At 54.2% G+C, this 24234-nt stretch carries 20 protein-coding genes, 1 pseudogene and 1 other annotated feature; of the genes and pseudogenes, 8 read left to right on the top strand and 13 right to left on the bottom strand.

Annotated features, from left to right (window positions below; all coding sequences use genetic code 11):
- Positions 1-27: 27 nt before the first annotated feature.
- From yciH to pgpB, 5 genes are all read right to left on the bottom strand, one after another.
- Positions 28-351, bottom strand: a complete 324-nt coding sequence (gene yciH, locus IV493_RS08010) for a stress response translation initiation inhibitor YciH (RefSeq protein ID WP_033783236.1) — start codon at positions 349-351, stop codon at positions 28-30.
- Entirely contained in the window at positions 351-1070 is a 720-nt protein-coding gene (pyrF, locus tag IV493_RS08005) for an orotidine-5'-phosphate decarboxylase (RefSeq protein ID WP_187266210.1), read from the bottom strand. The genes yciH and pyrF overlap by 1 nt, the downstream gene beginning before the upstream one ends.
- Positions 1071-1267: 197 nt before the next feature.
- Entirely contained in the window at positions 1268-2437 is a 1170-nt protein-coding gene (lapB, locus tag IV493_RS08000) for a lipopolysaccharide assembly protein LapB (protein ID WP_033783240.1), read from the bottom strand.
- Between the two features lie 6 nt (positions 2438-2443).
- Complete coding sequence (locus tag IV493_RS07995) at positions 2444-2752, bottom strand: LapA family protein (RefSeq protein WP_013358009.1); 309 nt, start codon at positions 2750-2752, stop codon at positions 2444-2446.
- 134 nt (positions 2753-2886) lie between these two features.
- The gene (pgpB, locus tag IV493_RS07990) at positions 2887-3645 is read right to left on the bottom strand and encodes a phosphatidylglycerophosphatase B (RefSeq protein ID WP_013358010.1); all 759 of its coding nucleotides are present in this window, start codon (positions 3643-3645) and stop codon (positions 2887-2889) included.
- Positions 3646-3872: 227 nt separating this feature from the next.
- On the opposite strand from pgpB, the gene ribA reads away from it, so the two are divergent.
- Entirely contained in the window at positions 3873-4466 is a 594-nt protein-coding gene (ribA, locus tag IV493_RS07985; RefSeq protein WP_010244482.1) for a GTP cyclohydrolase II, read from the top strand.
- Positions 4467-4498: 32 nt separating this feature from the next.
- Here ribA and acnA read toward each other — a convergent pair whose 3' ends face one another.
- From acnA to topA, 4 genes are all read right to left on the bottom strand, one after another.
- Positions 4499-7180: an aconitate hydratase AcnA gene (acnA, locus tag IV493_RS07980; RefSeq protein WP_095707126.1), complete on the bottom strand. Its 2682-nt coding sequence runs from the start codon at positions 7178-7180 to the stop codon at positions 4499-4501.
- Between the two features lie 598 nt (positions 7181-7778).
- Positions 7779-7937, bottom strand: coding sequence for a YmiA family putative membrane protein (locus tag IV493_RS07975; protein ID WP_003853864.1), 159 nt, complete (start codon positions 7935-7937; stop codon positions 7779-7781).
- A 496-nt stretch (positions 7938-8433) separates the two neighbouring features.
- Entirely contained in the window at positions 8434-9408 is a 975-nt protein-coding gene (gene cysB, locus IV493_RS07970; protein ID WP_013358012.1) for an HTH-type transcriptional regulator CysB, read from the bottom strand.
- Between the two features lie 257 nt (positions 9409-9665).
- Positions 9666-12290, bottom strand: a complete 2625-nt coding sequence (gene topA, locus IV493_RS07965) for a type I DNA topoisomerase (RefSeq protein WP_013358013.1) — start codon at positions 12288-12290, stop codon at positions 9666-9668.
- A gap of 371 nt (positions 12291-12661) precedes the next feature.
- Here topA and IV493_RS07960 point away from each other — a divergent pair, with 371 nt between their 5' ends.
- Entirely contained in the window at positions 12662-12910 is a 249-nt protein-coding gene (locus IV493_RS07960; protein ID WP_195858040.1) for a DUF2498 family protein, read from the top strand.
- A 26-nt stretch (positions 12911-12936) separates the two neighbouring features.
- On the opposite strand, the gene sohB is transcribed toward IV493_RS07960, so the two are convergent.
- Positions 12937-13983, bottom strand: coding sequence for a protease SohB (sohB, locus tag IV493_RS07955; RefSeq protein WP_195858039.1), 1047 nt, complete (start codon positions 13981-13983; stop codon positions 12937-12939).
- A gap of 174 nt (positions 13984-14157) precedes the next feature.
- On the opposite strand from sohB, the gene IV493_RS07950 reads away from it, so the two are divergent.
- Entirely contained in the window at positions 14158-14919 is a 762-nt protein-coding gene (locus IV493_RS07950) for a YciK family oxidoreductase (protein WP_195858038.1), read from the top strand.
- A complete protein-coding gene (gene cobO / locus IV493_RS07945; protein ID WP_033783248.1) occupies positions 14919-15509 on the top strand; it encodes a cob(I)yrinic acid a,c-diamide adenosyltransferase in 591 nt (196 codons plus the stop codon). The genes IV493_RS07950 and cobO overlap by 1 nt, the downstream gene beginning before the upstream one ends.
- Before the next feature lie 54 nt (positions 15510-15563).
- Here cobO and rluB read toward each other — a convergent pair whose 3' ends face one another.
- Positions 15564-16454: a 23S rRNA pseudouridine(2605) synthase RluB gene (gene rluB / locus IV493_RS07940; protein ID WP_013358018.1), complete on the bottom strand. Its 891-nt coding sequence runs from the start codon at positions 16452-16454 to the stop codon at positions 15564-15566.
- 779 nt (positions 16455-17233) lie between these two features.
- Here rluB and IV493_RS07935 point away from each other — a divergent pair.
- Complete coding sequence (locus IV493_RS07935; protein ID WP_033783249.1) at positions 17234-17881, top strand: hypothetical protein; 648 nt, start codon at positions 17234-17236, stop codon at positions 17879-17881.
- Positions 17882-17893: 12 nt separating this feature from the next.
- Here the strand turns inward: IV493_RS07935 and IV493_RS07930 are convergent, their stop codons facing one another.
- Together IV493_RS07930 and IV493_RS07925 are read right to left on the bottom strand one after the other, a co-directional pair.
- Positions 17894-18514: an L-threonylcarbamoyladenylate synthase gene (locus IV493_RS07930; RefSeq protein ID WP_013358020.1), complete on the bottom strand. Its 621-nt coding sequence runs from the start codon at positions 18512-18514 to the stop codon at positions 17894-17896.
- A 12-nt stretch (positions 18515-18526) separates the two neighbouring features.
- Positions 18527-19444, bottom strand: a complete 918-nt coding sequence (locus tag IV493_RS07925; RefSeq protein WP_195858162.1) for a PHP domain-containing protein — start codon at positions 19442-19444, stop codon at positions 18527-18529.
- Between the two features lie 120 nt (positions 19445-19564).
- Positions 19565-19666, top strand: a sequence feature (Trp leader region).
- Positions 19667-19689: 23 nt separating this feature from the next.
- Here IV493_RS07925 and IV493_RS07920 point away from each other — a divergent pair.
- From IV493_RS07920 to trpCF, 3 genes and pseudogenes are all read left to right on the top strand, one after another.
- Entirely contained in the window at positions 19690-21255 is a 1566-nt protein-coding gene (locus IV493_RS07920; RefSeq protein WP_013358022.1) for an anthranilate synthase component 1, read from the top strand.
- A pseudogene (gene trpD, locus IV493_RS18555) lies at positions 21255-22849 on the top strand (bifunctional anthranilate synthase glutamate amidotransferase component TrpG/anthranilate phosphoribosyltransferase TrpD). Before IV493_RS07920 ends, trpD begins: the two are co-directional and overlap by 1 nt.
- Before the next feature lie 2 nt (positions 22850-22851).
- Positions 22852-24213: a bifunctional indole-3-glycerol-phosphate synthase TrpC/phosphoribosylanthranilate isomerase TrpF gene (trpCF, locus tag IV493_RS07905; protein ID WP_195858037.1), complete on the top strand. Its 1362-nt coding sequence runs from the start codon at positions 22852-22854 to the stop codon at positions 24211-24213.
- Positions 24214-24234 lie beyond the last annotated feature (21 nt).

Here is a 24234-nt window from a genome sequence, read left to right as displayed (position 1 = left end):
GGCTACTCTGGTAGCCCGATTTTTTATTCATCCACCCGCCAGTTTGACCTTCATCCCTTTGGCTTCCAGCAGCGTTTTCAGTAAATCGCGTTTATCGCCCTGAATCTCAATAACGCCCTCTTTTACCGAACCGCCACAGCCACACTTCTTTTTCAGTTCAGCTGCCAGCAACGTCAGAGACGCATCATCCAGGTCGATGCCGGTGATCAGGCAGACGCCTTTGCCCTTGCGTCCGCTGGTCTGACGCTGGATCCGCACAACACCATCCCCTTTTGGCCGTTCCGCTTTTGGCTCAGGCTGCGTGATGCGCCCGCTGTCGGTTGAGTAAACCAGTGGATTGTCATTCGCCATTATTGTGTCTCCAGACTGTCCAGGATCGCCTGCAGGGCGGCGGCGGGATCGGCGGACTGCGTAATCGGACGCCCGATAACCATATAGTCTACGCCCGCCAGCTTCGCCTGCTGCGGTGTCATGATACGACGCTGATCGCCGGCATCGCTGCCTGCCGGACGAATCCCCGGCGTGACCAGCGCAAACTCCTGACCCAGAGCCTGTTTGAAGCGGACCGCTTCATGTGCAGAACAGACCACACCATCCAGTCCGCACGACTGGGTCAGCTTCGCCAGTCGCTCTGCCTGTTCGGCAGGGGAAAGCGTAATGCCCAGCTCTCGGAGATCGTCGGTATCCATGCTGGTCAGTACGGTCACCGCAATCAGCAGGGGCGCATCTTTACCAAAGGGAAGCAGCGCCTCACGCGCCGCATTCATCATCCGCGCCCCGCCGCTGGCATGCACATTGACCATCCAGACGCCAAGATCGGCTGCGGCAGCCACGGCATGCGCGGTAGTGTTAGGAATATCATGGAATTTAAGATCGAGGAACAGCTCAAAGCCGCGCTGCTGCAGAGTGTTAACCAGCGCGGGACCAAACAGCGTAAACATCTCTTTGCCCACTTTCAGGCGGCAACTGCGGGGATCGATCTGGTCGACAAAACGCAACGCGCTGTCGAGGTCATGATAATCCAGCGCTACCAGAATCGGCGAAGCGGTCACGTTGTGGGGTGAAGGCATGGCATTTCCTCTGCAGTGAGCACCCGCAGGCGCGATTGACAAACGGCAAGCATTCTACCTGCGGTGTCTGGCCATCACAATCGCCATTGCCCCTCTGCCTGGCAATAAATGCACCTCTGCCGAAGCCTGCTGATCATTGCCTATATAGTATGTTGTAACTATTATGGGGTGAAGTTAATTCAGTTATAACGGCCGCTTTACTGGCCGTCGAGACCACGGATGGGCTTCACTGAAGACCACGTCCGGCAGGATGGACAGTGCCAGTAAAGTGCATGTGCGGTAAAACCACACTTCTGGCAGCGATAGCGTGGCTTGGTGCGAATCTGTTCACCCACCATGTCGCGCAGCACCATCAGACTCTCTTTGGCCCGGCCATCTTCGGCTTCACGCAGATTTAAATCCATCAGGCGATGGAAGACTCGCATCGTCGGATGGCGCTCAAGCTGACGACTGATGTAATTTTGTGCCGCTTCAGCGCCCTGCTGCTGTTCAAGGATGTCTGAAAGATAAAGTTCCGCTGCCGCGCCGGTGTTCTGTTCCACACAGCGCTGCAGAAAGTCTGCCCAGGCGTCAGGCTGATTGAGCCGCTGGAAACAGGTCTCCAGCATGCCCAGCGTTTCACTCACCAGCTCTTTATCCTGATCCAGCACGCGCTGCAGATGACCCACCGCTCTGGCGAAGTCTTCTTTTTCCATCAGAATACGGCCCATCATAATGGAGATGCGTGCGCTGTTGCGGTCGGCCGCCTCCCCTTTCTTCAGCAGGCTCATCGCACGATCCAGATCGTCGCTGCTCATCGCTTGCAGTGCGAGTTCACAGTAGAAGTGAGCAATTTCGCCTTTCTGCTTCTCTTTGCCGAGCTTAACCAGGCGTTCTGCGACCTCGATGGCCTGTTGCCAGTCACTGGTGGCCTGGTGAATCAGTAACAGCTGCTGCAGCGCGCCGATACGAAAATCCGTTTCATCGGTGAGCTGCTTAAACATATCTTCTGCGCGGTCATATAAGCCCGCCGCCATATAGTCGCGACCCAGCTGCTGAACGGCAAGCAGACGCTGCTCGTAGCTCAGGGAAGCACTTTCCATTAATGCCTGATGGATACGGATAGCGCGGTCGACTTCTCCGCGCGATCGGAACAGGTTACCCAGCGTCAGATGTGCCTCTACCGTGCCGCTGTCCTCTTTCAGCATATCAAGGAACAGATCGACCGCTTTGTCCTGCTGATTTGAGAGCAGGAAATTGACGCCCGCCACATATTCACGTGACAGCCGGTTGGCTTCCTGTTGCTTATCCTGATGCGCGCTGCGGCGGCCCATATACCATCCATAGGCAGCCGCAACCGGCAGTAACAGAAACAGCAATTCATGCATTGAGGATTATTCCCGGCCAGCCGGAGAAGATGGCGTGGTCGCCAGGGCGGTGCTCTGCTCAATTTGCGTCTGCATACGCTTAATTTTCCGGTTGGCATTGGCCAGTGAAACACGGGTCCGCAACCAGAACAGCCCGCAGATGACCCAGCCAAGCACAAAACCTGCGCCAAACAGTGATGCCAGTAAGGTCGAGATGCTGAACTCACCCTGCGCCAGCAGATAGTTAAAAGTAATGACCTGATCGTTATGCGCGCCTAAGGTGACGGAAATGATAAAAATGACCAGTACCACTAAAAAAATCAGCAAATATTTCACAGTGCATCCTGTTGTGAGGTTATCGGGTAGAATTATGCCAAAAATCCAGCATAAATGCTGCTCCCAGCAGCATCGGGCGAGTCGCTTTTGCGCAGGCCCGACTAATAATATGGGGTCTTAAGGGTGAATTACAATCAGGGCTCCCGCTGTGCCACCTCTTTTTGCTCTTCCGGCGGTAGCGTCAGCGGGCCGCAGAAGCGCTGTGCCAGCCAGGTCGCAACGGTGACCAGCAACCAGGAGAGCACGGTTGCCATCGCCAGATCGCGTGGCCAGTGCATGCCCAGCAGCAGGCGGCTCGCCATCACGCCCGTCGCCCACAGGAAAATCACCACCACAGTTTTATAATGCCTACGCGGCCAGAGCAGTCCCAGTGCCAGCAGTGCCCAGCTGGCGGCAAACATGGTATGCCCCGACGGAAAAGCAAAGCCGGTTTCAAACGCCCAGTGTCGTTTCAGCCAGCCCGGAATCTGCGTTTCATCGGCAATCAGTGACGTCACCATCTCACCACGCTGTTTACGCTTCAGCTCGTAGAAAGTTTTCTCATCCAGCCCGTGATGCTGCTCCAGCCAGATCACATAGGGACGCGGCTCCTGAATCTGCTCTTTGATAAAGGATTTGGTGTATTGTCCCGCCAGAATAGTGGCGTTCATGATCAGCAGCAGCAGGATGGCGGGCTTCAGGCGAAAGCGCAGGCACCAGAGCATCCAGGCGCTCAGCAGCACACTGGTGACAATACCCCACGGATTGGTGACGGTTTCCGTCATCCAGAAGAGACCTTTCAGCAGCGCATTGCTTTCACCTGGCTGCCAGCGCCAGCCGGTAAGCCAGACGGCAACCGGCATGATGAGCAATAGCAGCATTCCGAAGGTGGTACGACGCGAAATCTTAAACATCCTCTTCCCTTATCCTGGTGTCAAATGGCAACATTTGCATAACTTTAGCTTAAAAAAGAATAACATAACCGTTGCCGATTGGATAATTGTGCTTTATCACTGCAATTGGTCTCAGAGATTACCAGCCCGCTTCCGGGTTGTGGCACAATATTGCACGTTTGTCAGGCCACACTGGCCTGTGCGCTATCATGATGATAGTGCATCCTCTGAAGGTTCTGGAGAGTCACATGCAGCTTAAACGGGTGGCAGAAGCCAAACTGCCCACGCCATGGGGAGATTTCCTGATGGTTGGTTTTGAAGAATTGGCAACCGGACATGACCATGTTGCACTGGTCTTTGGCGATATTAATGACAACGAGCCGGTACTGGCGCGCGTTCACTCCGAATGCCTGACCGGCGATGCACTCTTCAGCCTGCGTTGCGACTGTGGTTTTCAGTTGGAAGCCGCGCTCAATGCCATCGCAGAAGAAGGTCGCGGCGCGCTGCTCTATCACCGTCAGGAAGGCCGTAACATTGGTCTGCTGAATAAGATCCGCGCCTATGCGTTGCAGGATAAAGGTTATGACACCGTAGAAGCGAACCATCAGCTTGGCTTTGCCGCCGATGAGCGCGACTTCACCCTGTGCGCAGATATGTTCAAACTGCTGGGCGTGAATGAAGTGCGTCTTCTGACCAACAATCCGCGCAAAGTGGAGATCCTCAGCGAAGCCGGGATCAACATTGTTGAACGTGTGCCGCTGGTCGTGGGACGTAATCCGAAGAATGCGCACTATCTGGATACGAAAGCGGAAAAGATGGGGCATCTGCTGCCGAAGTCATAAATGAAAAAGCCGGGTTATACCCGGCTTTTTTGTCAGTCCAGCATGTTGCGGATGACGTAGTGCAGGATGCCGTCGTTGCGGTAATAGGTCAGCTCATTACCGGTATCGATGCGACAACGGGTGTCCAGCTCTTCTTTACTGCCGTCAGCACGGGTCAGCGTGACTTTCACGCTGCAGCCTGGCGTCAGTGCCTGAAGATCTTCCACGTCAATGCGCTCTTCACCGGTCAGCCCCAGAGTTTTGCGGGTCACGCCCTGCGGGAACTCCAGAGGCAGAATGCCCATCCCAATCAGGTTAGAGCGGTGAATACGCTCAAACGATTCGGCAATGACGACCCTTACCCCCTGCAGACGTGGCCCTTTAGCAGCCCAGTCGCGGCTCGAGCCAGAGCCGTACTCCTTACCTGCAATGACCGCCAGCGGCACGCCTTCCGCCTGATATTTCATCGCCGCATCGTAGATGGCCAGCTGTTCGCCACTTGGATAGTGTCGGGTATAGCCGCCCTCCACGCCTGGCACCATCTCATTGCGGATACGAATATTGGCGAACGTGCCGCGCATCATCACTTCATGATTACCGCGACGCGACCCATAAGAGTTAAAGTCGTTGCGCTCAACGCCGTGTGACAGCAGATAGCGTCCGGCGGGACTTTCCGCTTTAATGCTGCCCGCTGGCGAGATATGGTCCGTGGTGACAGAATCGCCCAGTAATGCGAGCACCCGCGCACCGCGAATATCCTGCACCGGCTTAGGTTCTTTCTCCATATCATCAAAGAACGGCGACAGGCGGATGTAGGTCGAACCTTCATCCCAGTCGTACGTTGCCGCTTCACTGACCCTGATCGCCTGCCACTCTGGCGTGCCATCGAAGACTTCGGCGTACTCTTTGTGGAACATATCACTGGTGACCTGCTGCACGGCTGTGGCTATCTCTTCCGGCGACGGCCAGATATCTTTCAGATAGACCGGCTGGCCCTGCCTGTCGTGGCCCAGCGGCTCCGTCTGCAGGTTGATCTTCATGTTACCCGCCAGCGCGTAAGCCACCACCAGCGGCGGCGAAGCCAGCCAGTTGGTTTTAATCAGCGGATGAATACGGCCTTCAAAGTTGCGGTTACCGGATAAAACGGCACCGACCGTGAGATCGCCCGCTTTGATCGCAGACTCAATCTCATCTTTCAGCGGACCGGAGTTACCGATACAGGTGGTGCAGCCATAGCCCACCAGGTTAAAGCCCAGCTCGTCGAGATACGAGGTCAGCTGCGCGACGGCCAGATAATCGGAAACCACTTTGGAACCGGGTGCCAGCGAGGCTTTGACCCACGGCTGACGTTTCAGACCACGCTCTACCGCTTTCTTCGCCAGTAAACCGGCCGCCATCAGTACGCTTGGGTTAGAGGTGTTGGTACAGGAGGTAATCGCACTGATCACCACCGCGCCATCGGTCAGTGTGTGAGTCAGGCCAGTGTCGCTGTCGGTATACTCAACATTTTTGTGCGGTTTTTGCGCCTGATTCACTTCCAGCTCGTTGCTGGCATCAAACGCGGCGGGCACATCGCCCAGCGACACCCTGTCCTGCGGACGTTTCGGTCCGGCCAGGCTCGACTCCACCTCGTTCATATCCAGTGCCAGGGTACTGGTGAAACGCGGCTCATCGCCGGGATTGCGCCACAGACCCTGCGCTTTAGCATAGGCTTCTACTAAGGCGACCTGATCGGCATCACGTCCGGTCAGCGTCATGTAGCTAAGCGTGACATCGTCGACCGGGAAGAATCCGCAGGTGGCGCCATACTCAGGTGCCATGTTGGCGATGGTCGCACGGTCGGCCAGCGGCAGGTCGGCCAGGCCGTCACCGTAAAACTCAACGAATTTGCCGACGACGCCATGCTTACGCAGCATCTGAGTGACGGTCAGAACGAGGTCGGTTGCGGTAATGCCTGCGCGCAGTTTGCCGGTAAGTTTAAAACCAACCACATCCGGGATCAGCATGGAGACAGGCTGACCCAGCATGGCTGCTTCAGCTTCGATGCCCCCTACTCCCCATCCCAGCACGCCGAGCGCGTTGATCATGGTGGTGTGTGAATCGGTACCGACCAGCGTGTCGGGCCAGGCATACTCTTCGCCATTGAGGGTTTCATGCCAGATCGCCTTGCCAAGATATTCCAGGTTGACCTGATGGCAGATGCCGGTTCCCGGCGGTACGACGCGGAATTTATCAAACGCTTTCTGACCCCAGCGAAGGAAAACGTAGCGCTCATGGTTACGCTCCATCTCCAGCCGGACGTTCTCTTCAAAAGCGTCATCATCACCAAAATGGTCCACGGTGACCGAATGGTCGATAACCAGATCGACAGGCGACAGCGGATTCACTTTGGCGACATCGCCGCCCAGACGATTCACCGCTTCGCGCATGGCCGCCAGGTCGACCACGGCCGGCACGCCGGTGAAGTCCTGCATTAATACGCGGGCTGGCCGGTAGGCGATTTCACGGTCGGCGTGAGCATCTTTCTGCCAGTCAACCAGCGCCTGGATGTCCTCTGTGGTGACAGAGTCGCCATCCTGCCAGCGCAGTAAGTTTTCCAGCAGAACTTTAAGAGATTTGGGCAGGCTATCGATGTTGCCGAGATGTTGAGCCGCACGGGGAAGACTGAAGATGTGATATTTGTTGGTGTCGACCTGCAGTATTTCCTGACTCAGCTCGCGTAGGGTAGACGACATAGCTCCTCCTTTTTCGTTCATGGTCTTAAACCTTAGTGAGACAAAGGTTTATGTTAAAGATAGACCACAAATTCGTTAACGTTTTGATTACAACACAAATTGCTACAATCGCCGAAAACGAAAATGCCCCGTGAAAACACGAGGCATCAGAAAGAGGTGATTTAATTCAAATTATAGCGTTATCCACACCGCCGCAGACCAGAACGCAAAGGAGAAAGCATACGCGCTAAGCCAGGACATTTTAATAATATTCATTTGGTTCACTCCTTCGCCGGAATCGAGCGTAAAAGTTTTTGCGGTCGCCTGTCAATCGGCGACACCCTTTGATCTTACAGGATGTGGAAAGGGGCATTTAAAAGCCCACCGGAAACTCCGGTTATAAAAGAGCAGTGACGAATAGATGGTCTTACAACGTTATTTGTTTTTAGGTTCCAGAAACGACTCAATAAACAGTCGCTGGTTATCACTCAAATCCCATGACTCGGGGATAGACACTTTTTCGTCCTTTGCAAGGGCTTCTTTTCCTTTGCAGGATACTGACTTGTGCTGACCCGTGGTCAAAGAACGTTTATGACTGAGTGTATGTGCCCACATGGCTTTAGCCCCAGATACGCCAAATCATTAACGCTACAACCACCCAGAACAGCGCAGAGGCAGCGAATACGGTTAACCAGGCATTGCGACGGGTGTTGCCAGTACGCTCAACCTTGGTGCTTTTTGCCGGGAAACCCGGTTGTACAGTCAGTCGTGTATTCATAGTTTTTGATAATCACTCTCAACAAAATGATTGATAACATCGATTAAGATTTAGGAGGAATCCTAAACGCGTTAAGGCCAAAAATCCAGTTATTTTTATTGAGTAAAACGATTAACGGTATTAATCAATAGGCTTCGGTAACGTAAGAAATCATTAACTCCTGAACGAATATTTAATTAAACAGTCAGCTAATAAATTTGAGTTAATTTAAAAACAGATCCATTTAAAACTAAAGACCCATCTAAAGAACCTTATGTTTACTGGCTTCACACATCAGCTCTTAACTGGAGTATGGGAATAATCCTGGCGAGTCGCAAAGTGACATAGTTAAAAGTGTGTTGTATTTCGCATTTAAGAAAGCCCAACCGGAAAACATGTGATCAATGTTTCATTTACAAAAAAATCATAAAAACTTTTGATTCTCATTTGGCGCTAAAGCCTGGCAACAAAAAAGGCTGCACCAGGCAGCCTTATGTTGTCGTGGAGAGCATCAACGCTATTTAAATGGCAGCTTAATGTCCTTAAACATCGCCTCAATGTCTTCGTTTGAGCGCAGCGCCACGGCGGTATCCACCACGTCGCGAGTCAGGTGTGGCGCAAAACGCTGGATAAAATCATACATATAGCTGCGCAGGAAGGTGCTGCGGCGGAAGCCAATCTTGGTGGTACTGTTGGTAAAGATATCGGCGGCTTCAATACGAATCAGGTCAGGATCGGCCACCGGGTCAACCGCCATACTGGCAATAACCCCCACGCCCAGACCTAAACGGACATAGGTTTTGATGACGTCAGCATCAGTCGCGGTGAAGACAATGCGGGGTGTTAATCCTGCCCGATTAAAGGCCGTGTCGAGTTCTGAGCGTCCGGTAAAGCCAAAGGTGTAAGTCACCAGCGGATATTCAGCCAGTTCTTCGATGCTCACCTGCCCTTTTCCGGCCAGCGGATGATCCGCCGTGACGACAATCGCGCGGTTCCAGTGGTAGCACGGCAGCATGATGAGATCGTCATAGAGATGCAGCGCTTCAGTGGCTATGGCAAAGTCCGCATTGCCCTTGGAAACCGCTTCGGCGATCTGGGTTGGTGAACCCTGATGCATATGCAAAGAGACGCGCGGATAGCGCTCGATAAATCCTTTGATCACGCCTGGCAGCGCGTAACGTGCCTGGGTATGTGTGGTGGCGACATAAAGCGAGCCTTTATCCGGCCAGGTGTGCTCGCCGGCGACAGATTTGATCGCATCCACTTTGGAGAGAACTTCACGCGCTATACGAATGATCTCTTCGCCTGCAGGCGTCACCTGGGTGAGATGTTTACCGCTGCGGGCAAAAATTTGCACGCCCAGTTCATCTTCCAGCATACGCACCTGTTTGCTGATGCCGGGTTGAGAGGTGTAGAGACCTTCCGCTGTCGAAGAGACATTGAGATTATGGTTCACCACTTCGACGATATAGCGCAACTGCTGTAATTTCATATCTATTCCATCCCGGTAAGTTACAGAGTCGCATCCCCGCTTGACGTATAGTCGCAAGGGTCAAGAAATGCTATGCATCAGGAAAGGTCGGAAATGCTATAACAACTATATCAGTTTAAGTGACAGAGTAGAACGGATTGATATAAGGCTCAGAAAAAGGCCAGCGAGCGCTGGCCTGAATGTGGTGCGTTGTCAGTGTCAGTGGATAAATCGGATAAGCAGAGTAAGAAAAAGGCCAGCAAATGCTGGCCTGAGACTTACTTTTTCGCTTCCTGCCACTTGCCATCTATATAGAAGGCGGACCAGCCGGTTGCCTTACCCTCTTTTTCAGAGGAGACATACTGCTGTTTGGTTTTGCGGCTGAAGCGCACCAGCGTTTTATTGCCTTCCGGATCGGCTGCTGGCGCGTCGGCCAGATACTTCAGCTTCTCAGGCAGGCGATCTTTGAAGCGCTGAAGCTCCTCCACCAGCGGCGCACGCGTTTCGCGTGATTTCGGGAAGGTGTTGGCCGCGAGGAAAACGCCCGCTGCGCCGTCACGCAACACGAAGTAAGCATCGGACTTCTCACACGCCAGCTCTGGCAGCGGAACCGGATCTTCTTTCGGCGGTGCAACTTCACCACTGCGCAGAATCTTGCGGGTGTTTTTGCACTCTTCGTTGGTACACGCCATGTACTTACCAAAGCGTCCCATCTTCAGGTGCATCTCCGAACCACACTTCTCGCACTCCACCACCGGGCCGTCATAGCCTTTGATACGGAACTCGCCCTTCTCGATTTCGTAACCGTCACACTCAGGGTTATTACCACAGACGTGCAGTTTACGTTCGTTGTCGATCAGGTAGCTGTCCATCGCGGTGCCACACTTCTGGCAGCGACGACGGGCACGCAGGGCGTTGGTTTCAGCATCATCGCCTTCCAGAATATTGAGGACTTCATTTTCCGGAATCAGGTTGATGGTCTGTTTGCATCGCTCTTTAGGCGGCAGCGCATAGCCGGAACAGCCCAGGAAAACGCCGGTACTGGCGGTACGGATTCCCATCTGACGGCTACAGGTCGGACACTCAATCGAGGTCAGCACCATCTGGTTCGGCTGCATGCCTCCCTCTTCAGGATCTTTCTCAGCCAGCTCAAGCTGCTGAGTAAAGTCGGCGAAGAAGTGATCGAGAACCGCTTTCCATTGCGCCTCGTTATTCGCCACCTGATCGAGATTGCTCTCCATGCGGGCGGTGAAATCGTAGTTCATCAGTTCGCGGAAGTTCTCTTCCAGACGATCGGTGACGATTTCACCCATTTTTTCCGCATAGAAGCGGCGGTTTTCTACCCGCACGTAGCCGCGATCCTGAATGGTCGAGGTAATGGCTGCGTACGTGGATGGACGACCAATGCCGCGCTTCTCAAGTTCACGCACCAGTGACGCTTCGCTGAAGCGCGCCGGTGGCTTGGTGAAGTGCTGGCCCGGAAGAAGCTGTTGCAGATCCAGAACATCACCCACGCTGACGGCAGGCAATGTACGATCTTCATCATTCTTACGCAGCGCTGGCATGACTTTGGTCCAGCCATCAAAACGCAGAATACGGCCTTTTGCTTTGAGTTTAAATTCACCCGCCGCCGCTGTAATGGTGCTGGAATCATATTTTGCTGGTGTCATCTGACAGGCAACAAACTGACGCCAGATCAGCTGATAGAGTTTCTGCGCATCCGCTTCCATATCCTTCAGCTTTTCCGCCACCACTTCCACGTCGGAAGGACGAATCGCTTCGTGCGCTTCCTGGGAATTTTCTTTACTGGCGTAAGTAATGGCGGTTTCAGGCAGATACTTTTTACCGAAATTGCTTTCGATATAGCCACGCGCCATGGCGACCGCATCCTGACTCAGGTTGGTCGAGTCGGTACGCATATAGGTGATGTGACCGGCTTCATACAGGCGCTGAGCCATCATCATCGTTTTCTTCACGCCAAAGCCCAGACGGGTGCTGGCAGCCTGCTGCAGTGTCGAGGTGATATAAGGCGCGCCCGGCTTGCTGCTGGTCGGCTTATCTTCACGGTCGACGATCTCATAGCGCGCTTTTTCCAGCAGCGCCACCGCGGCATAAGTCTCGTCGCGATTGACCGGACGGAAGGCTTTATCACCTTTATGCGTCACGTCCATGGACAGCTCATCGCCTTTTGGCGTGGTCAGTGCGGCATTAACTTCCCAGTACTCTTCGGGAACAAAGGCTTTGATCTCACGTTCACGTTCCACCACCAGGCGAACCGCAACAGATTGCACACGTCCGGCCGAGAGGCCACGGGCGATTTTTTTCCACAGCAGTGGCGAGACCATATAGCCCACCACGCGGTCCATGAAACGACGCGCCTGCTGAGCATTTACCCGGTCAATATTCAGTTCGCCCGGCTTTTCAAACGCCTGACGAATCGCATTCTTGGTGATTTCGTTAAAGACCACGCGGCTGAAGCGCGAGTCATCACCACCGATCACTTCCCGCAGGTGCCAGGCAATGGCTTCCCCTTCGCGGTCAAGGTCGGTTGCGAGATAGATGTGGTCAGCATTGGCGGCTAACGCCTTCAGTTCAGCAACGACTTTCTCTTTGCCGGGCAGAATCTGATAATCCGCTTCCCAGCCGTGATAAGGGTCTACACCCATGCGGCTGACGAGTGCGGCTTTCTCATCTTTTTTAACTTTTTTGACTTTCTTGTCAGTTGAAGCGTCTTTGACTTTCTTATCTGTCGAAGCGTCAGCACTCTTCTTCGCGGTTGAACCACTGGTCGGCAGATCCCGGATATGACCCACGCTGGATTTAACCACGTAGTCACTACCCAGGTATTTATTGATTGTTTTAGCCTTTGCCGGGGACTCAACAATAACGAGTGCTTTACCCATATTTACCTTTACCTAATGAAAACATCCTGCTTAACGGGAGAGGATTGGATGCCCAAAAACCCAGTGGGTTCAATATTGCTGCGCCTGTTTAACATTTCAAGGCGGAGGGGTCAATCTCAGATCAGATGATGCGGCCTGCTGCAACTGCATGATAAAGCGTGCTTTTTCCATCTGAACTCTTCGCACATCCCGGTGCAAAATCCCTGAAATCGGAATCGCCCACACTCTACCTGATAAAATCTGTTACGCAACTTAATTAGCACTCAGCCCGAACTTACGCCAGGTTTTCATCGTTCAGACCGATTTGTCACAGCGCGTGACAGGCCAGTAATATAGAAAGGATTTGGATGCTGTCAAAAAGGAGCGAATAAATGCAGAGATCAACTCAGGCTATTTCCCGACAGGCATTGCTGGAAAAGGCCAATGCGCTGATTAAAGAACATGATAATTATTTAGCGGGCATGCAGGCGGATGAGGTAAGTCAGCAGGCGGATATGCTGGTCTTTCGCGGACCGTTCTTTCTTGATGCGGATGGACTGCCGACCGCGAAAACCACGGCGGTGTTTAACGTCTTCAAATACCTTGCTGTGGAGCTGTCGCCGCGCTATCACCTGGAATAAAAACCCGGCACAGGCCGGGTTTCGCATCAGAGCAGTGGCTTTTCGCCGCGCTGCCAGAGTTTCAGCAGCAACCGCTCAGCCACCGAGCCGGCGCTCTGGGTAAAACGGTCCATCATTTTACGACGGCGGGCGTAATGCACACCGAGCACGCTGAATTGATCCATCTGACGGATAATCAGGTCATCGCTGGTGCCGATTTCGTCAATCAGGCCAAGATCCAGCGCCTGACGACCATACCAGTGTTCACCAGTTGCCACCCGGTCGATATCGAGTGTCGGGCGCATCTGGTGAACAAACTGCTTGAACAGCAGGTGCGTTTCGTCGAGATCTTCCTGGAATTTTTCACGTCCCTCTTCGGTATTCTCACCAAACAGCGTCAGCGTGCGCTTATACTGTCCGGCAGTATGCAGCTCAACATCAATATCGTTACGCTTCAGCAGGCGGTTGAAGTTAGGGATTTGCGCAACCACGCCGATGGAACCAATGATCGAGAACGGTGCAGCCACAATGCGATCGGCCACGCAGGCCATCATGTAGCCCCCGCTGGCTGCCACTTTATCTACAGCCGCCGTGATGCGCAGATCCGCATCACGCAGACGCTGAAGCTGCGACGCTGCCAGCCCATAGCCATGCACCACGCCGCCAGGGCTTTCAAGCCGCAGCAGCACTTCATCGCCAGGCTGCTTCACCGCCAGCACAGCTGAAATCTCTTCACGTAGTGAGCTCACCTCACCGGCATCCATGCTGCCTTTAAAATCGAGTACGTAAAGCGTGGGCTTAACGCTCTCTGTCTGTCCCTGCTTTGCCGCCTGTTTTTCCGCTTTGGCTTTCAGCTTTTCACTTTTTTTATGATTTTTCAGCCAGACTTTCTGCGCCTGCGGCTTCATTTTTGCCAGCTGCAAATCCTCTTTCATCTGCTGATAGTCATCACCCAGATGGGTCAGACGAAGCTGACCACTTTGTGCCCGTTTGCGTAACGCGGCATTCATGATAATCATGACAATCGCAGCGACGGCAACCACCAGCGTCACCGCTTTTGCTAAAAACAGTCCATACGTTGAAATAAAATCCATCAGGTCGCCTTAGTCACAAAGAATAAAAAAACAATTCGCCAGTTTAGCCGTTTTACCCTGCTCCGTCGCCTGAAATGCCAGCAGCCGGCACAGAATGGGTGGTCTGGCGATTGCGCCCATTCGTAAATTCAGGCATAAAGCGGAATCATGCTGTTTTCGCTGGAGGACCCCGCTGTGCATTATCAACCGAAAAGCGACCTGCTCAATCACCGTATCATCCTGGTCACTGGCGCTTCTGATGGCATTGGCCGGGAAGCGGCGCTGACGTATGCCCGTTATGGCGCTGAAGTGATCCTGATGGGCCGTAACCCTGAGAAGCTTCAGCAGGTCAAAGAGGCAATCGATCAACTTAATAAATGTGCTGCTCATACCGTCGTGTTTGATCTGGCTGAAGCAACACCGGAACGTTGTCATCAGGTAGCAGAACAGCTGTCACAGCAGTTTCCTCGTCTTGATGGCGTGCTGCACAATGCCGGTATCCTCGGTGAAATCGTGCCGCTGGCGGAACTCGACCCTCAGATCTGGCAGCAGGTCATGAACATCAACCTGGACGCTACCTTCCTCCTGACCCAGGCGCTGTTGCCGCTGCTGTTAAAGTCAGATGCCGGTTCACTGGTGTTTACCACCTCCAGCGTTGGCCGAACCGGTCGCGCAGGCTGGGGGGCTTATGCCGTCTCTAAATTTGCCACCGAAGGGATGATGCAGGTGCTGGCGGATGAGTATAAAACGCAGGCATTGCGAGTGAACTGCATTAATCCGGGCGGAACGCGGACCAAAATGCGCGCCAGCGCCTTCCCGCAGGAAGATGCTAACAAGCTGAAAACGCCTGCCGATCTGATGCCGCTCTACCTTTATCTGATGGGTGATGATAGCCGGCGCAAAACCGGTATCAGCTTTGATGCGCAGCCGGGCAGAAAACCCGGAGCCGCAGAGTAATGGCTGACGATCGTCATCAACAGCGTCAGCAGCGGCTAAAGGAGCAGGTCGATGCGCGGATTGCGGCAGCCACCGAGGTGCGTGGCATCCTGATGGTGTTCACCGGCAATGGCAAAGGCAAAACGACGGCGGCTTTTGGCACCGCCCTGCGCGCTGCCGGACATGGCAAGCGTGCGGCGGCGATTCAGTTTATTAAAGGTGACTGGCCGAATGGTGAGCGTAACCTGCTGGAACAGCATGGTGTAGAGTTTCAGGTGATGGCAACCGGTTTCACCTGGGACACCCAGAACCGCGAAACGGATACCGCCGCCTGTCTGACCGTGTGGCAGCATGCAAAACGGATGCTGGCCGATACGCAGCTTGATTTGGTGGTACTCGACGAAATCACCTATATGGTCAGCATGGATTATCTGCCGCTGGACGATTTGATTACCGCCCTGCAACAGCGTCCGGCGCATCAGAGCGTAATCATTACCGGACGTGGCTGTCATCGCAGCCTGACTGAAATGGCGGATACGGTGACAGAAATGCGGCCGGTGAAGCACGCCTTTGATGCCGGTATCCAGGCTCAGCAGGGCATTGACTGGTAACAGAAAAAGAAAACGCAGCCCTGGGGCTGCGTTTTTAGCGATCGGGCAACACGATTAACCGGAGTTACGTTTGCTGCCCGGATTGCGGCGTGGCGCACGTGGCGTGCTGCTCACTTTACTGTGGCGTTTCACCGCACGACGAATCTGGTTCGCCTTGGTACGACGACGATCTTTTTCGACCACCAGCTTGGTGACCGTTTCATCATCCAGCTCCACCAGGTTACGCAGATAGTTCACCGCAGGCAGATCCAGTTCGGTCCAGCCACCGCGTGGCAGGCCTTTTGGTAACGTGATATCGCCGTAGCGGACACGCATCAGACGACTCACCTGCACCCCGACCGCTTCCCACAAACGACGCACTTCACGGTTACGTCCTTCGGTCAGGGTGACGTTGTACCACTGGTTGATGCCTTCTCCACCGCCAAACTTCAGGGTTTTAAACGCAGCCGGACCATCTTCCAGCTGAACGCCCTTGCTCAGCTGACGAATTTTATCATCGTCGACCTGACCAAACACGCGCACCGCATATTCACGTTCCACTTCACGGCTCGGATGCATCAGGCGGTTCGCCAGTTCACCGTCGGTGGTGAAAAGCATCAGACCACAGGTGTTCACATCCAGACGGCCAACGGCAATCCAGCGTGAGCCACGCAGACGCGGCAGACGGTCAAACACAGTCGGGCGGCCTTCAGGATCGCTGCGGGTACAGAGTTCGCCTTCCGGTTTGTAGTAAGCCAGCACGCGGCAGACTTCGGTTGCTGATTCAGCAATCGAAACCAGATGGCCATCAATACGGATTTTCAGGGATTTGCTGCTTTCGACGCGGTCGCCTAAGGTGGCGATCTTGCCGTCAACGCTGACACGGCCGGCCGCAATCATTGATTCGATTTCACGACGCGAGCCATGACCGGCACGCGCTAAGACTTTCTGTAACTTTTCGCTCATTGAGCTTCCTCTTTGTCGCCTTCCCAGGCGTCATGATTGGGTGATAATCCTTTCTAAATCAACAGGTTAACTTAGCAAGTTTGCCCCATTATACAGGCATTTAATGCTGAAGTAACGCCCTTTATGGATAGTGTCATAGTAAATAAAAAAAGGTTAACCTCTGATAGTTTGAGATCTGATAATCCTTGATGCTGATTTAATAAAACCCGGCATATGATAAGAGAATATGTTTAATAAAATGCCTAGATCGAAAACTTTATAGCTGATGACAATTAAATTTTCTAACCACTCATTTTTCATCAAAGCGATATTCGGAGAGTAAAATCTTAACGCTATCTTACACTTCCATCATTCTTACCGTACTTTAGATCATCTAAAAAAAATATTAAAGTCAGCATGAAATGCTGGTTAGTTGAATTTAATCATGATGCACCCACTCTAAAAACAGAAAAGTCAGATTATTCCTAATAGAGATTCGTTTATAACCTTATTTTTCATAACATTTGATTGTCATTAGCTTTAATAAATTGTACGACACTATTAAGCTGATACACTTTATCCCGGCAGCATAATAAAAAAGCAAAATACGCGGCAAAGCGTTCTTGCGACATTTGAGTCTTGCTTAATTCATTCTTTAATAAAAATAGTGTTTTTACATTAATCCAATAAACCGGCGCATCCGGAGTTGTTGCGTTAATACGGTTCAGTGATGAACCCTGCTTGCATGTCAAAAATCTTCACCAGGGATTTCCCGACATGCCTGAATAAAGAAAAACATCATGAGAAACCTGTTTCTGTGCCCGGTGCTTGCTGCACTGGTGCTGAGCGGGTGTTCCGTGGGCCACACCGAGTACAGTCGTACGGCGATGCAGCACGTTGATATGAGCGTGACAGGCATTCCGACGATCCTCGGTCTGGGTACACTGGGCACCAGCATTCCTCTGACGCCTGAATATAGCCTCACGGCTGCGCACGTGGCTAAAACTGCCGTGCAGCGTGTGAAGTCTTATCACCCTTATTGCGACCTTGCGATTATTTATCACAAGAATGATGCCAGCACGCTGACTAAGTTCCGCAGCAGCGACATCGGCGATCCGGTTAAAATGTATGGTTACAGCTTTATTTCCGCGATGCCGGTTGAGTCGTCCGGGGTTAATTTAGCCCGCACGGCTATTCGGAATAAATGGAATAAAAGTCCCTGCTTAGCGATGGCCTCGAATGCGGGGGTCGTTCAGGGAATGTCTGGCGGTGGCGTTTATAATCGGGATGATACGCTGGGCGGCGTTATTGTTGGCTATTCTGACTCGATTAAGAATGGGCGTAATAACAAAGTGATCCTCAAAGATGTATCACTTTATATTCCTTACGGTCAGTTTAAGAACTGGTTAGAGTCGAATCTGGCTCAGACACCGTCGCGCGGTGTCTGAAGCCCGACGTAATTACAGGAACGGGCGGGTATCGCCCACGCCTTCACGCACGATTTCTGGCGAATCGGTGGTCAGATCGACCACCGTGGTCGGCTGCTGACCCAGCGTACCGCCGTCAATGATCAGATCGACCAGCTTACCAATGCTGTGCTGGATCTCTTCCGGGTCTGACTCGGTAAAATCGTTGCCCGGCAGAATCAATGAGGTCGACATCATCGGCTGATTCAGCGCTTCCAGCAGCGCCAGCGCCACCGGATTGGAGGGCACGCGCAGACCAATGGTCTTACGCTTTTCATTCATCAGGCGACGCGGCACTTCTTTGGTCGCCTTGAGAATAAAGGTGTAGTTGCCTGGCGTGTTGTTTTTCAGCAGCCGAAAAGCCGAGTTGCCTACCTGCGAATAAACCGACAGCTCCGAAAGATCCCGGCACATCAGGGTGAAGTTGTGGTGCCCGTCGAGTTGACGAATACGGCAGATACGCTCCATTGCGCCCTTCTCCTCCAGCCGACAGCCCAGCGCATAGCCGGAGTCGGTAGGATAGACAATGACGCTGCCTTTGTTCAGGTAGTCGACCGCCTGGTTAATCAGCCGTGGCTGAGGATTGTCCGGATGGATGTGAAACAATTGACTCATAGAAACCTCGTGTCACCTTTCCGTGATTGTCAGGCCGGGCGCGAGATCCGGGAAGCGTTCCCAGACCGGCTCAACCGCTGCAGGCAGCCAGAGTTTACGGCCCAGCTCAATCCACGGGCAGGGTTGATGAAAATCAGAACCTTGTGATGCGGCCAGTCCATTATCTCTGGCGTATTGTGCCAGTGTTGTACGCTCATTGGGTGGCTGCTGGCACTGCGCGACTTCCATCGCATCGCCGCCCGCCTCGCGGAAATGGGCGACCAGCCGTTTAAGCCACTTCGCCGATAAGCCATATCGGCCAGGATGCGCCAGCACGGCACACCCACCAGAATGATGAATCGCATCAATAGCTTGTTTAATTGTACACCATTGTGGCGGCACGTAGCCGGTTTTGCCACGCGCCAGATAATTTTTGAATACCTGTACCATATTGTCCGCTTTGCCCTGTTCAATCAGGAAGCGGGCAAAGTGACCACGGGTAATGATGCCGCCATCAGCCAGACGCATCGCACCCGCCAGCGCATCCGGGATACGTGCCCTGGCGAGTCGCTCACCGATCTCTTCCGCCCGCGTCCGGCGGCAGGCATGTTGTCCGGCCAGAAACGTCATCATCGCCGGATGATGAATATCAATGTTCAGGCCGACGATGTGAATCTCATGGTTCTCCCACAGCGTAGAGATCTCTGCCCCGGCCAGCACTTTTATCGGTAAATCGTGGTCCCGTGCCGTCTGCTGCGCTTCCTCTACCCCTGCAACGCTGTCGTGATCGGTGATCGCCAGTACGCCAACGCGCATCTCAACGGCTCGCTGCACCAGGTCTGCTGGCGTCAGTAAGCCATCGGAGGCGCGCGTGTGGCTGTGTAAATCATAAACCGGAAAACGGGCGATATCGCTCAAGAGAACTCCTGCTAAAACTAAACCGGCCAGCATGATAACGATTTTCACGGTCAGTGAAAAAGTGTATTGACATTTACGTCATGAACCCGTTAACTAGTACACAAGTTCACACGTAACGGGTATTCAATCATGTCTGTTGTAATCACGCATTTAAACGGTTGGCGCGATGTTCCCGAAAACGGGCGACAGGATCGTGCACACTTTGCGTAACCGCTGTGCTAATACCTGAGCCCGCCACCGAGCGGGCTTTTTTTTGAGCGAAATTCAGAGAAATCATCATGCCAAATGCGAAACCTACAGTGAAGTTGATTACCGGCACCGCGCCTTACCGCGAAGATCCGGCCGCAGTGTTTCACCAGCTGTGCGGCGCACGTCCGGCAACCCTGCTGCTTGAATCTGCGGATATCGACAGCAAGCGTAATTTAAAAAGTCTGCTGATTGTCGACAGCGCGCTGCGTATCAGCGCCATGGGTAATACGGTGACCGTTCAGGCGCTGTCAGAAAATGGCCGTGCCGTGCTGCCGCTGCTGGATGAGGCTCTGCCCGCTTCCGTCAGCAATCAGGTCCGTCCCGATGGCCGAGAGCTGACTTTTCCACAGAGCACCGATCCGCATCAGGACGAAGATTCCCGTCTCAAAGCACTCTCGGTGTTTGATGCACTGCGACTGATTCCCCAGCTGGTTAACGCCCCTGCCGACGAGCGCGAAGCCGTGCTGCTGGGTGGTCTGTTTGCCTATGACCTGGTGGCTGGTTTTGAAACCCTGCCGGAACTGGATAATCAGCAGCGCTGCCCTGACTACTGTTTTTACCTGGCAGAGACATTACTGGTGATCGATCACCAGACCCGCAGCGCGCGTCTGCAGGCCAGCCTGTTCTGCCCGTCCACCAGCGAGTTCCAGCGTCTGCAACGCCGTATCGAGCAGCTGCATGGCCAGATGCTGCAGCCAGCACCTGCGCTGCCGGTACAAAAGGTCGAACAGATGACGCTGACTACCAGCCAGAGCGATGAAGAGTATTGTGAAGTCGTTCGCACCATGCAGCAGGCGATTCGCATCGGTGAAATTTTCCAGGTCGTGCCATCACGCCGCTTCTCGCTGCCGTGCCCGTCACCGCTGGCTGCCTATGACACGCTGAAAAACAGCAATCCCAGCCCGTATATGTTCTTTATGCAGGATCAGGATTTCTCCCTGTTTGGCGCGTCACCAGAGAGCTCACTGAAGTATGACGCCACCTCGCGTCAGATTGAGATCTACCCGATTGCCGGTACCCGCCCGCGCGGCCGCCATGCTGATGGCTCGCTGGACCGTGACCTCGACAGCCGCATTGAACTGGAGATGCGCACCGACCATAAAGAGCTGGCTGAACATCTGATGCTGGTCGATCTGGCGCGTAACGATCTGGCGCGCATCTGCGTGCCCGGCAGCCGTTACGTGGCTGACCTGACCAAAGTTGATCGCTACTCGTTCGTGATGCATCTGGTTTCCCGCGTCGTCGGCACGCTGCGCGCCGACCTCGACGTGCTGCACGCCTATCGTGCCTGTATGAACATGGGCACGCTGAGCGGTGCGCCAAAAGTTCGCGCTATGCAGCTGATTGCCGGGGCTGAACGCACCCGTCGCGGCAGCTACGGTGGCGCGGTGGGCTACTTCACCGCGCAGGGCGATCTCGACACCTGCATCGTTATTCGTTCGGCCTATGTCGAAGATGGCGTTGCCACCGTTCAGGCGGGCGCCGGTGTGGTGCTGGATTCTAATCCGCAGGCTGAAGCTGATGAAAGCCGCAATAAGGCCCGCGCCGTTCTGCGCGCTATCGCGACTGCCCATCACTGCAAGGAGATCTTCTGATGGCCGATATTCTGCTGCTCGATAACATCGACTCTTTTACCTATAACCTGGTTGATCAGCTGCGTACCTTTGGTCACAACGTGGTGATCTACCGCAACAACCTGCCCGCTGAACTGTTAATTGCTCAGCTGGAGCGGATGGAAAATCCGGTGCTGATGCTGTCACCCGGCCCCGGCGCGCCAAAAGATGCCGGGTGTATGCCGGAGCTGCTGCGGGTGCTGCGCGGACGCCTGCCGATCATCGGCATCTGTCTGGGACATCAGGCGATTGTGGAAGCCTATGGCGGCCATGTAGGCCAGGCGGGCGAAATCCTGCACGGCAAAGCCTCGTCTATCGTTCATGACGACGAGGCGATGTTTGCCGGCCTGAGCAATCCGCTGCCGGTGGCGCGCTATCACTCGCTGGTAGGCAGCAACACGCCGGATGAGCTGACGGTTAATGCCAGCTTTAACGGGATGGTGATGGCGGTTCGTCATGAAACCGATCGCGTCTGCGGGTTTCAGTTCCATCCTGAATCGATTTTGACTTCCCAGGGCGCGCGCCTGCTTGAGCAGACGCTGGCCTGGGCGCTGGCGAAGTAACAGGGAGAATAACGATGCAACAGACACTGGAAAAACTTTACCAGGCGCAGACGCTGAATCAGGCTGAGAGTCATCAGCTGTTCAGCGCCATTATTACCGGACAGCTGGAACCCACGCAGCTCGCCGCTGCACTGGTCGCCATGAAAGTACGTGGTGAAACGCCGGAAGAGATCGCCGGAGCCGCCACCGCGCTGCTGGAAGATGCGAAACCCTTTCCCCGCCCGGATTACGCTTTCGCGGACATCGTCGGCACCGGCGGCGATGGCAGTAACAGCATTAATATCTCGACGGCCAGCGCCTTTGTTGCCGCCACCTGCGGTCTGAAAGTGGCGAAGCACGGCAACCGCAGCGTCTCCAGCAAATCGGGCTCGTCTGACCTGCTGGCCGCCTTTGGTATCAATCTGGATATGCCCGCTGACCGTGCGCGCCAGGCGCTGGACGATCTGAACGTCTGCTTCCTGTTTGCACCGCAGTATCACACCGGCTTTCGCCACGCGATGCCAGTGCGCCAGCAGCTGAAGACCCGCACCCTGTTCAACGTGTTAGGTCCATTAATCAACCCGGCGCGCCCGCCACTGGCGGTGATTGGCGTCTACAGCCCGGAACTGGTGCTGCCGATTGCGCAGACCCTGAAAGTGCTGGGTTATCAGCGTGCAGCGGTGGTTCATGGTGGTGGTATGGATGAAGTCGCACTGCACGATGTGACCCATGTGGCTGAGCTGCGTGAAGGTGAAATCACCCGCTATCAGCTTTCGCCGGAAGACTTTGGTTTTGGCTTCCATCCCAAAGAGGCGCTGGCAGGCGGCACGCCGGAAGAAAATCGTGACATTCTGACGGCTTTACTCCAGGGTAATGGCCAGCAGGCCCATGAGGAAGCGGTCGCCGTTAACGTGGCGATGCTGCTTAAAGTATTCGGTCAGGAAGATCTGCGTGAAAACGCCCAGCAGGCGCTTAACGCCATCCGCAGCGGGCAGGCTTATGAACGCGTCGTCGCACTGGCAGCAAGAGGATAATCATGAAAGGCACCGTGTTAGAAAAAATTGTTCAGGACAAAGCGATTTGGGTTGAAGCCCGTCAGCAGCAGCAGCCTCTCTCCACCTTTCAGAACAGCATTGAACCTGCCAGCCGTCATTTCTACGACGCGCTGCAGGGTGCAAGAACCGCGTTTATCCTGGAGTGTAAAAAGGCGTCCCCCTCAAAAGGCGTGATTCGCGAGGATTTCGATCCGGCCGCCATTGCCGGGGTTTACCGCCACTATGCTTCTGCGGTGTCCGTGCTGACCGATGAGAAATATTTTCAGGGCGACTTCGCCTTTCTGCCGATTGTCAGCGCCGCCATTACTCAGCCAGTGCTGTGCAAAGATTTTATTATCGACTCCTATCAGATCTATCTGGCCCGCTATTACCAGGCGGATGCCATTCTGCTGATGCTGTCGGTGCTGGATGATGAGCAGTATCGTCAGCTGGCCGCCGTGGCACACAGCCTGAAAATGGGCATTCTGACCGAAGTGAGTAATGAAGAGGAGCTGGAGCGGGCTATCGCGCTTCAGGCAAAAGTCGTGGGGATTAACAACCGCGACCTGCGCGATCTATCTATCGATCTCAACCGCACCCGTCAGCTGGCGCCGCGCCTGTCACACGGCGTCACCGTAATCAGCGAATCGGGCATAAACAGCTACGCTGATATTCGTGAGCTGAGCCACTTTGCCAACGGCTTCCTGATTGGCTCTGCCCTGATGGAAGAAGCTGACCTGACCGGTGCGGTGCGTCGGGTTACGCTGGGTAGCAATAAAGTGTGCGGTCTGACGCGTGCCGAAGACGCCCGTGCCGCCTATGAAGCCGGTGCAATCTTTGGTGGTCTGATCTTCGCGGAAGGATCACCACGTCAGATTGACACCGTTACCGCGCAGAACGTGATCGCCGCTGCGCCGCTGCGCTACGTCGGCGTGTTCCGCAATAACTCTGTCAGTGACGTTGTCACGCAGGCCAGCGCGCTTTTGCTGTCAGCAGTGCAGCTGCATGGTAATGAAACACCAGAATTTGTGGCCGAATTGCGCGAGGCTCTGCCAGCAGAGATTCAAATCTGGAAGGCGCTGCGCATTGAAGGTGCCCTGCCGGCACGCGACTGGCCACTTGTTGACCGTTATGTGTTTGATAATGGCGATGGCGGAACCGGACAGCGTTTCGACTGGTCGCTGTTACAGGGGCAGACGCTGGACAATGTGCTGCTGGCCGGTGGCCTGAGTGCGGATAACTGTGTTGAAGCCGCGCAGCTCGGCTGTGCCGGACTGGACTTCAACTCTGGCGTGGAAAGCGCGCCTGGCATCAAAGATGCCCGTAAAATTGCCGCGGTGTTTCAGACACTGCGTGCCTACTGATTTGCCTGGCCTGCTCTACGG

It is taken from the genome of Pantoea sp. SM3640, assembly GCF_015654165.1.
Taxonomy (GTDB): Bacteria; Pseudomonadota; Gammaproteobacteria; order Enterobacterales; family Enterobacteriaceae; genus Pantoea; species Pantoea vagans.
Note: the sequence above shows the minus strand (reverse complement) of the source record. Positions and strands in the feature narration are given on the sequence as shown.

Excerpts from the sequence above, each read along its gene's own strand:
- ribA (WP_010244482.1), top strand. The coding sequence starts at position 3,873 with ATGCAGCTTAAACGGGTGGCAGAAGCCAAACTGCCCACGCCATGGGGA.
- pgpB (WP_013358010.1), bottom strand. The coding sequence starts at position 3,645 with ATGTTTAAGATTTCGCGTCGTACCACCTTCGGAATGCTGCTATTGCTC.
- IV493_RS07925 (WP_195858162.1), bottom strand. The coding sequence starts at position 19,444 with ATGCTGGCCGGTTTAGTTTTAGCAGGAGTTCTCTTGAGCGATATCGCC.
- topA (WP_013358013.1), bottom strand. The coding sequence starts at position 12,290 with ATGGGTAAAGCACTCGTTATTGTTGAGTCCCCGGCAAAGGCTAAAACA.
- IV493_RS07935 (WP_033783249.1), top strand. The coding sequence starts at position 17,234 with ATGAGAAACCTGTTTCTGTGCCCGGTGCTTGCTGCACTGGTGCTGAGC.
- rluB (WP_013358018.1), bottom strand. The coding sequence starts at position 16,454 with ATGAGCGAAAAGTTACAGAAAGTCTTAGCGCGTGCCGGTCATGGCTCG.
- IV493_RS07960 (WP_195858040.1), top strand. The coding sequence starts at position 12,662 with ATGCAGAGATCAACTCAGGCTATTTCCCGACAGGCATTGCTGGAAAAG.
- IV493_RS07920 (WP_013358022.1), top strand. The coding sequence starts at position 19,690 with ATGCCAAATGCGAAACCTACAGTGAAGTTGATTACCGGCACCGCGCCT.
- cobO (WP_033783248.1), top strand. The coding sequence starts at position 14,919 with ATGGCTGACGATCGTCATCAACAGCGTCAGCAGCGGCTAAAGGAGCAG.
- pyrF (WP_187266210.1), bottom strand. The coding sequence starts at position 1,070 with ATGCCTTCACCCCACAACGTGACCGCTTCGCCGATTCTGGTAGCGCTG.
- trpCF (WP_195858037.1), top strand. The coding sequence starts at position 22,852 with ATGAAAGGCACCGTGTTAGAAAAAATTGTTCAGGACAAAGCGATTTGG.
- sohB (WP_195858039.1), bottom strand. The coding sequence starts at position 13,983 with ATGGATTTTATTTCAACGTATGGACTGTTTTTAGCAAAAGCGGTGACG.
- IV493_RS07975 (WP_003853864.1), bottom strand. The coding sequence starts at position 7,937 with ATGAATACACGACTGACTGTACAACCGGGTTTCCCGGCAAAAAGCACC.
- yciH (WP_033783236.1), bottom strand. The coding sequence starts at position 351 with ATGGCGAATGACAATCCACTGGTTTACTCAACCGACAGCGGGCGCATC.
- lapB (WP_033783240.1), bottom strand. The coding sequence starts at position 2,437 with ATGCATGAATTGCTGTTTCTGTTACTGCCGGTTGCGGCTGCCTATGGA.
- IV493_RS07930 (WP_013358020.1), bottom strand. The coding sequence starts at position 18,514 with ATGAGTCAATTGTTTCACATCCATCCGGACAATCCTCAGCCACGGCTG.
- cysB (WP_013358012.1), bottom strand. The coding sequence starts at position 9,408 with ATGAAATTACAGCAGTTGCGCTATATCGTCGAAGTGGTGAACCATAAT.
- acnA (WP_095707126.1), bottom strand. The coding sequence starts at position 7,180 with ATGTCGTCTACCCTACGCGAGCTGAGTCAGGAAATACTGCAGGTCGAC.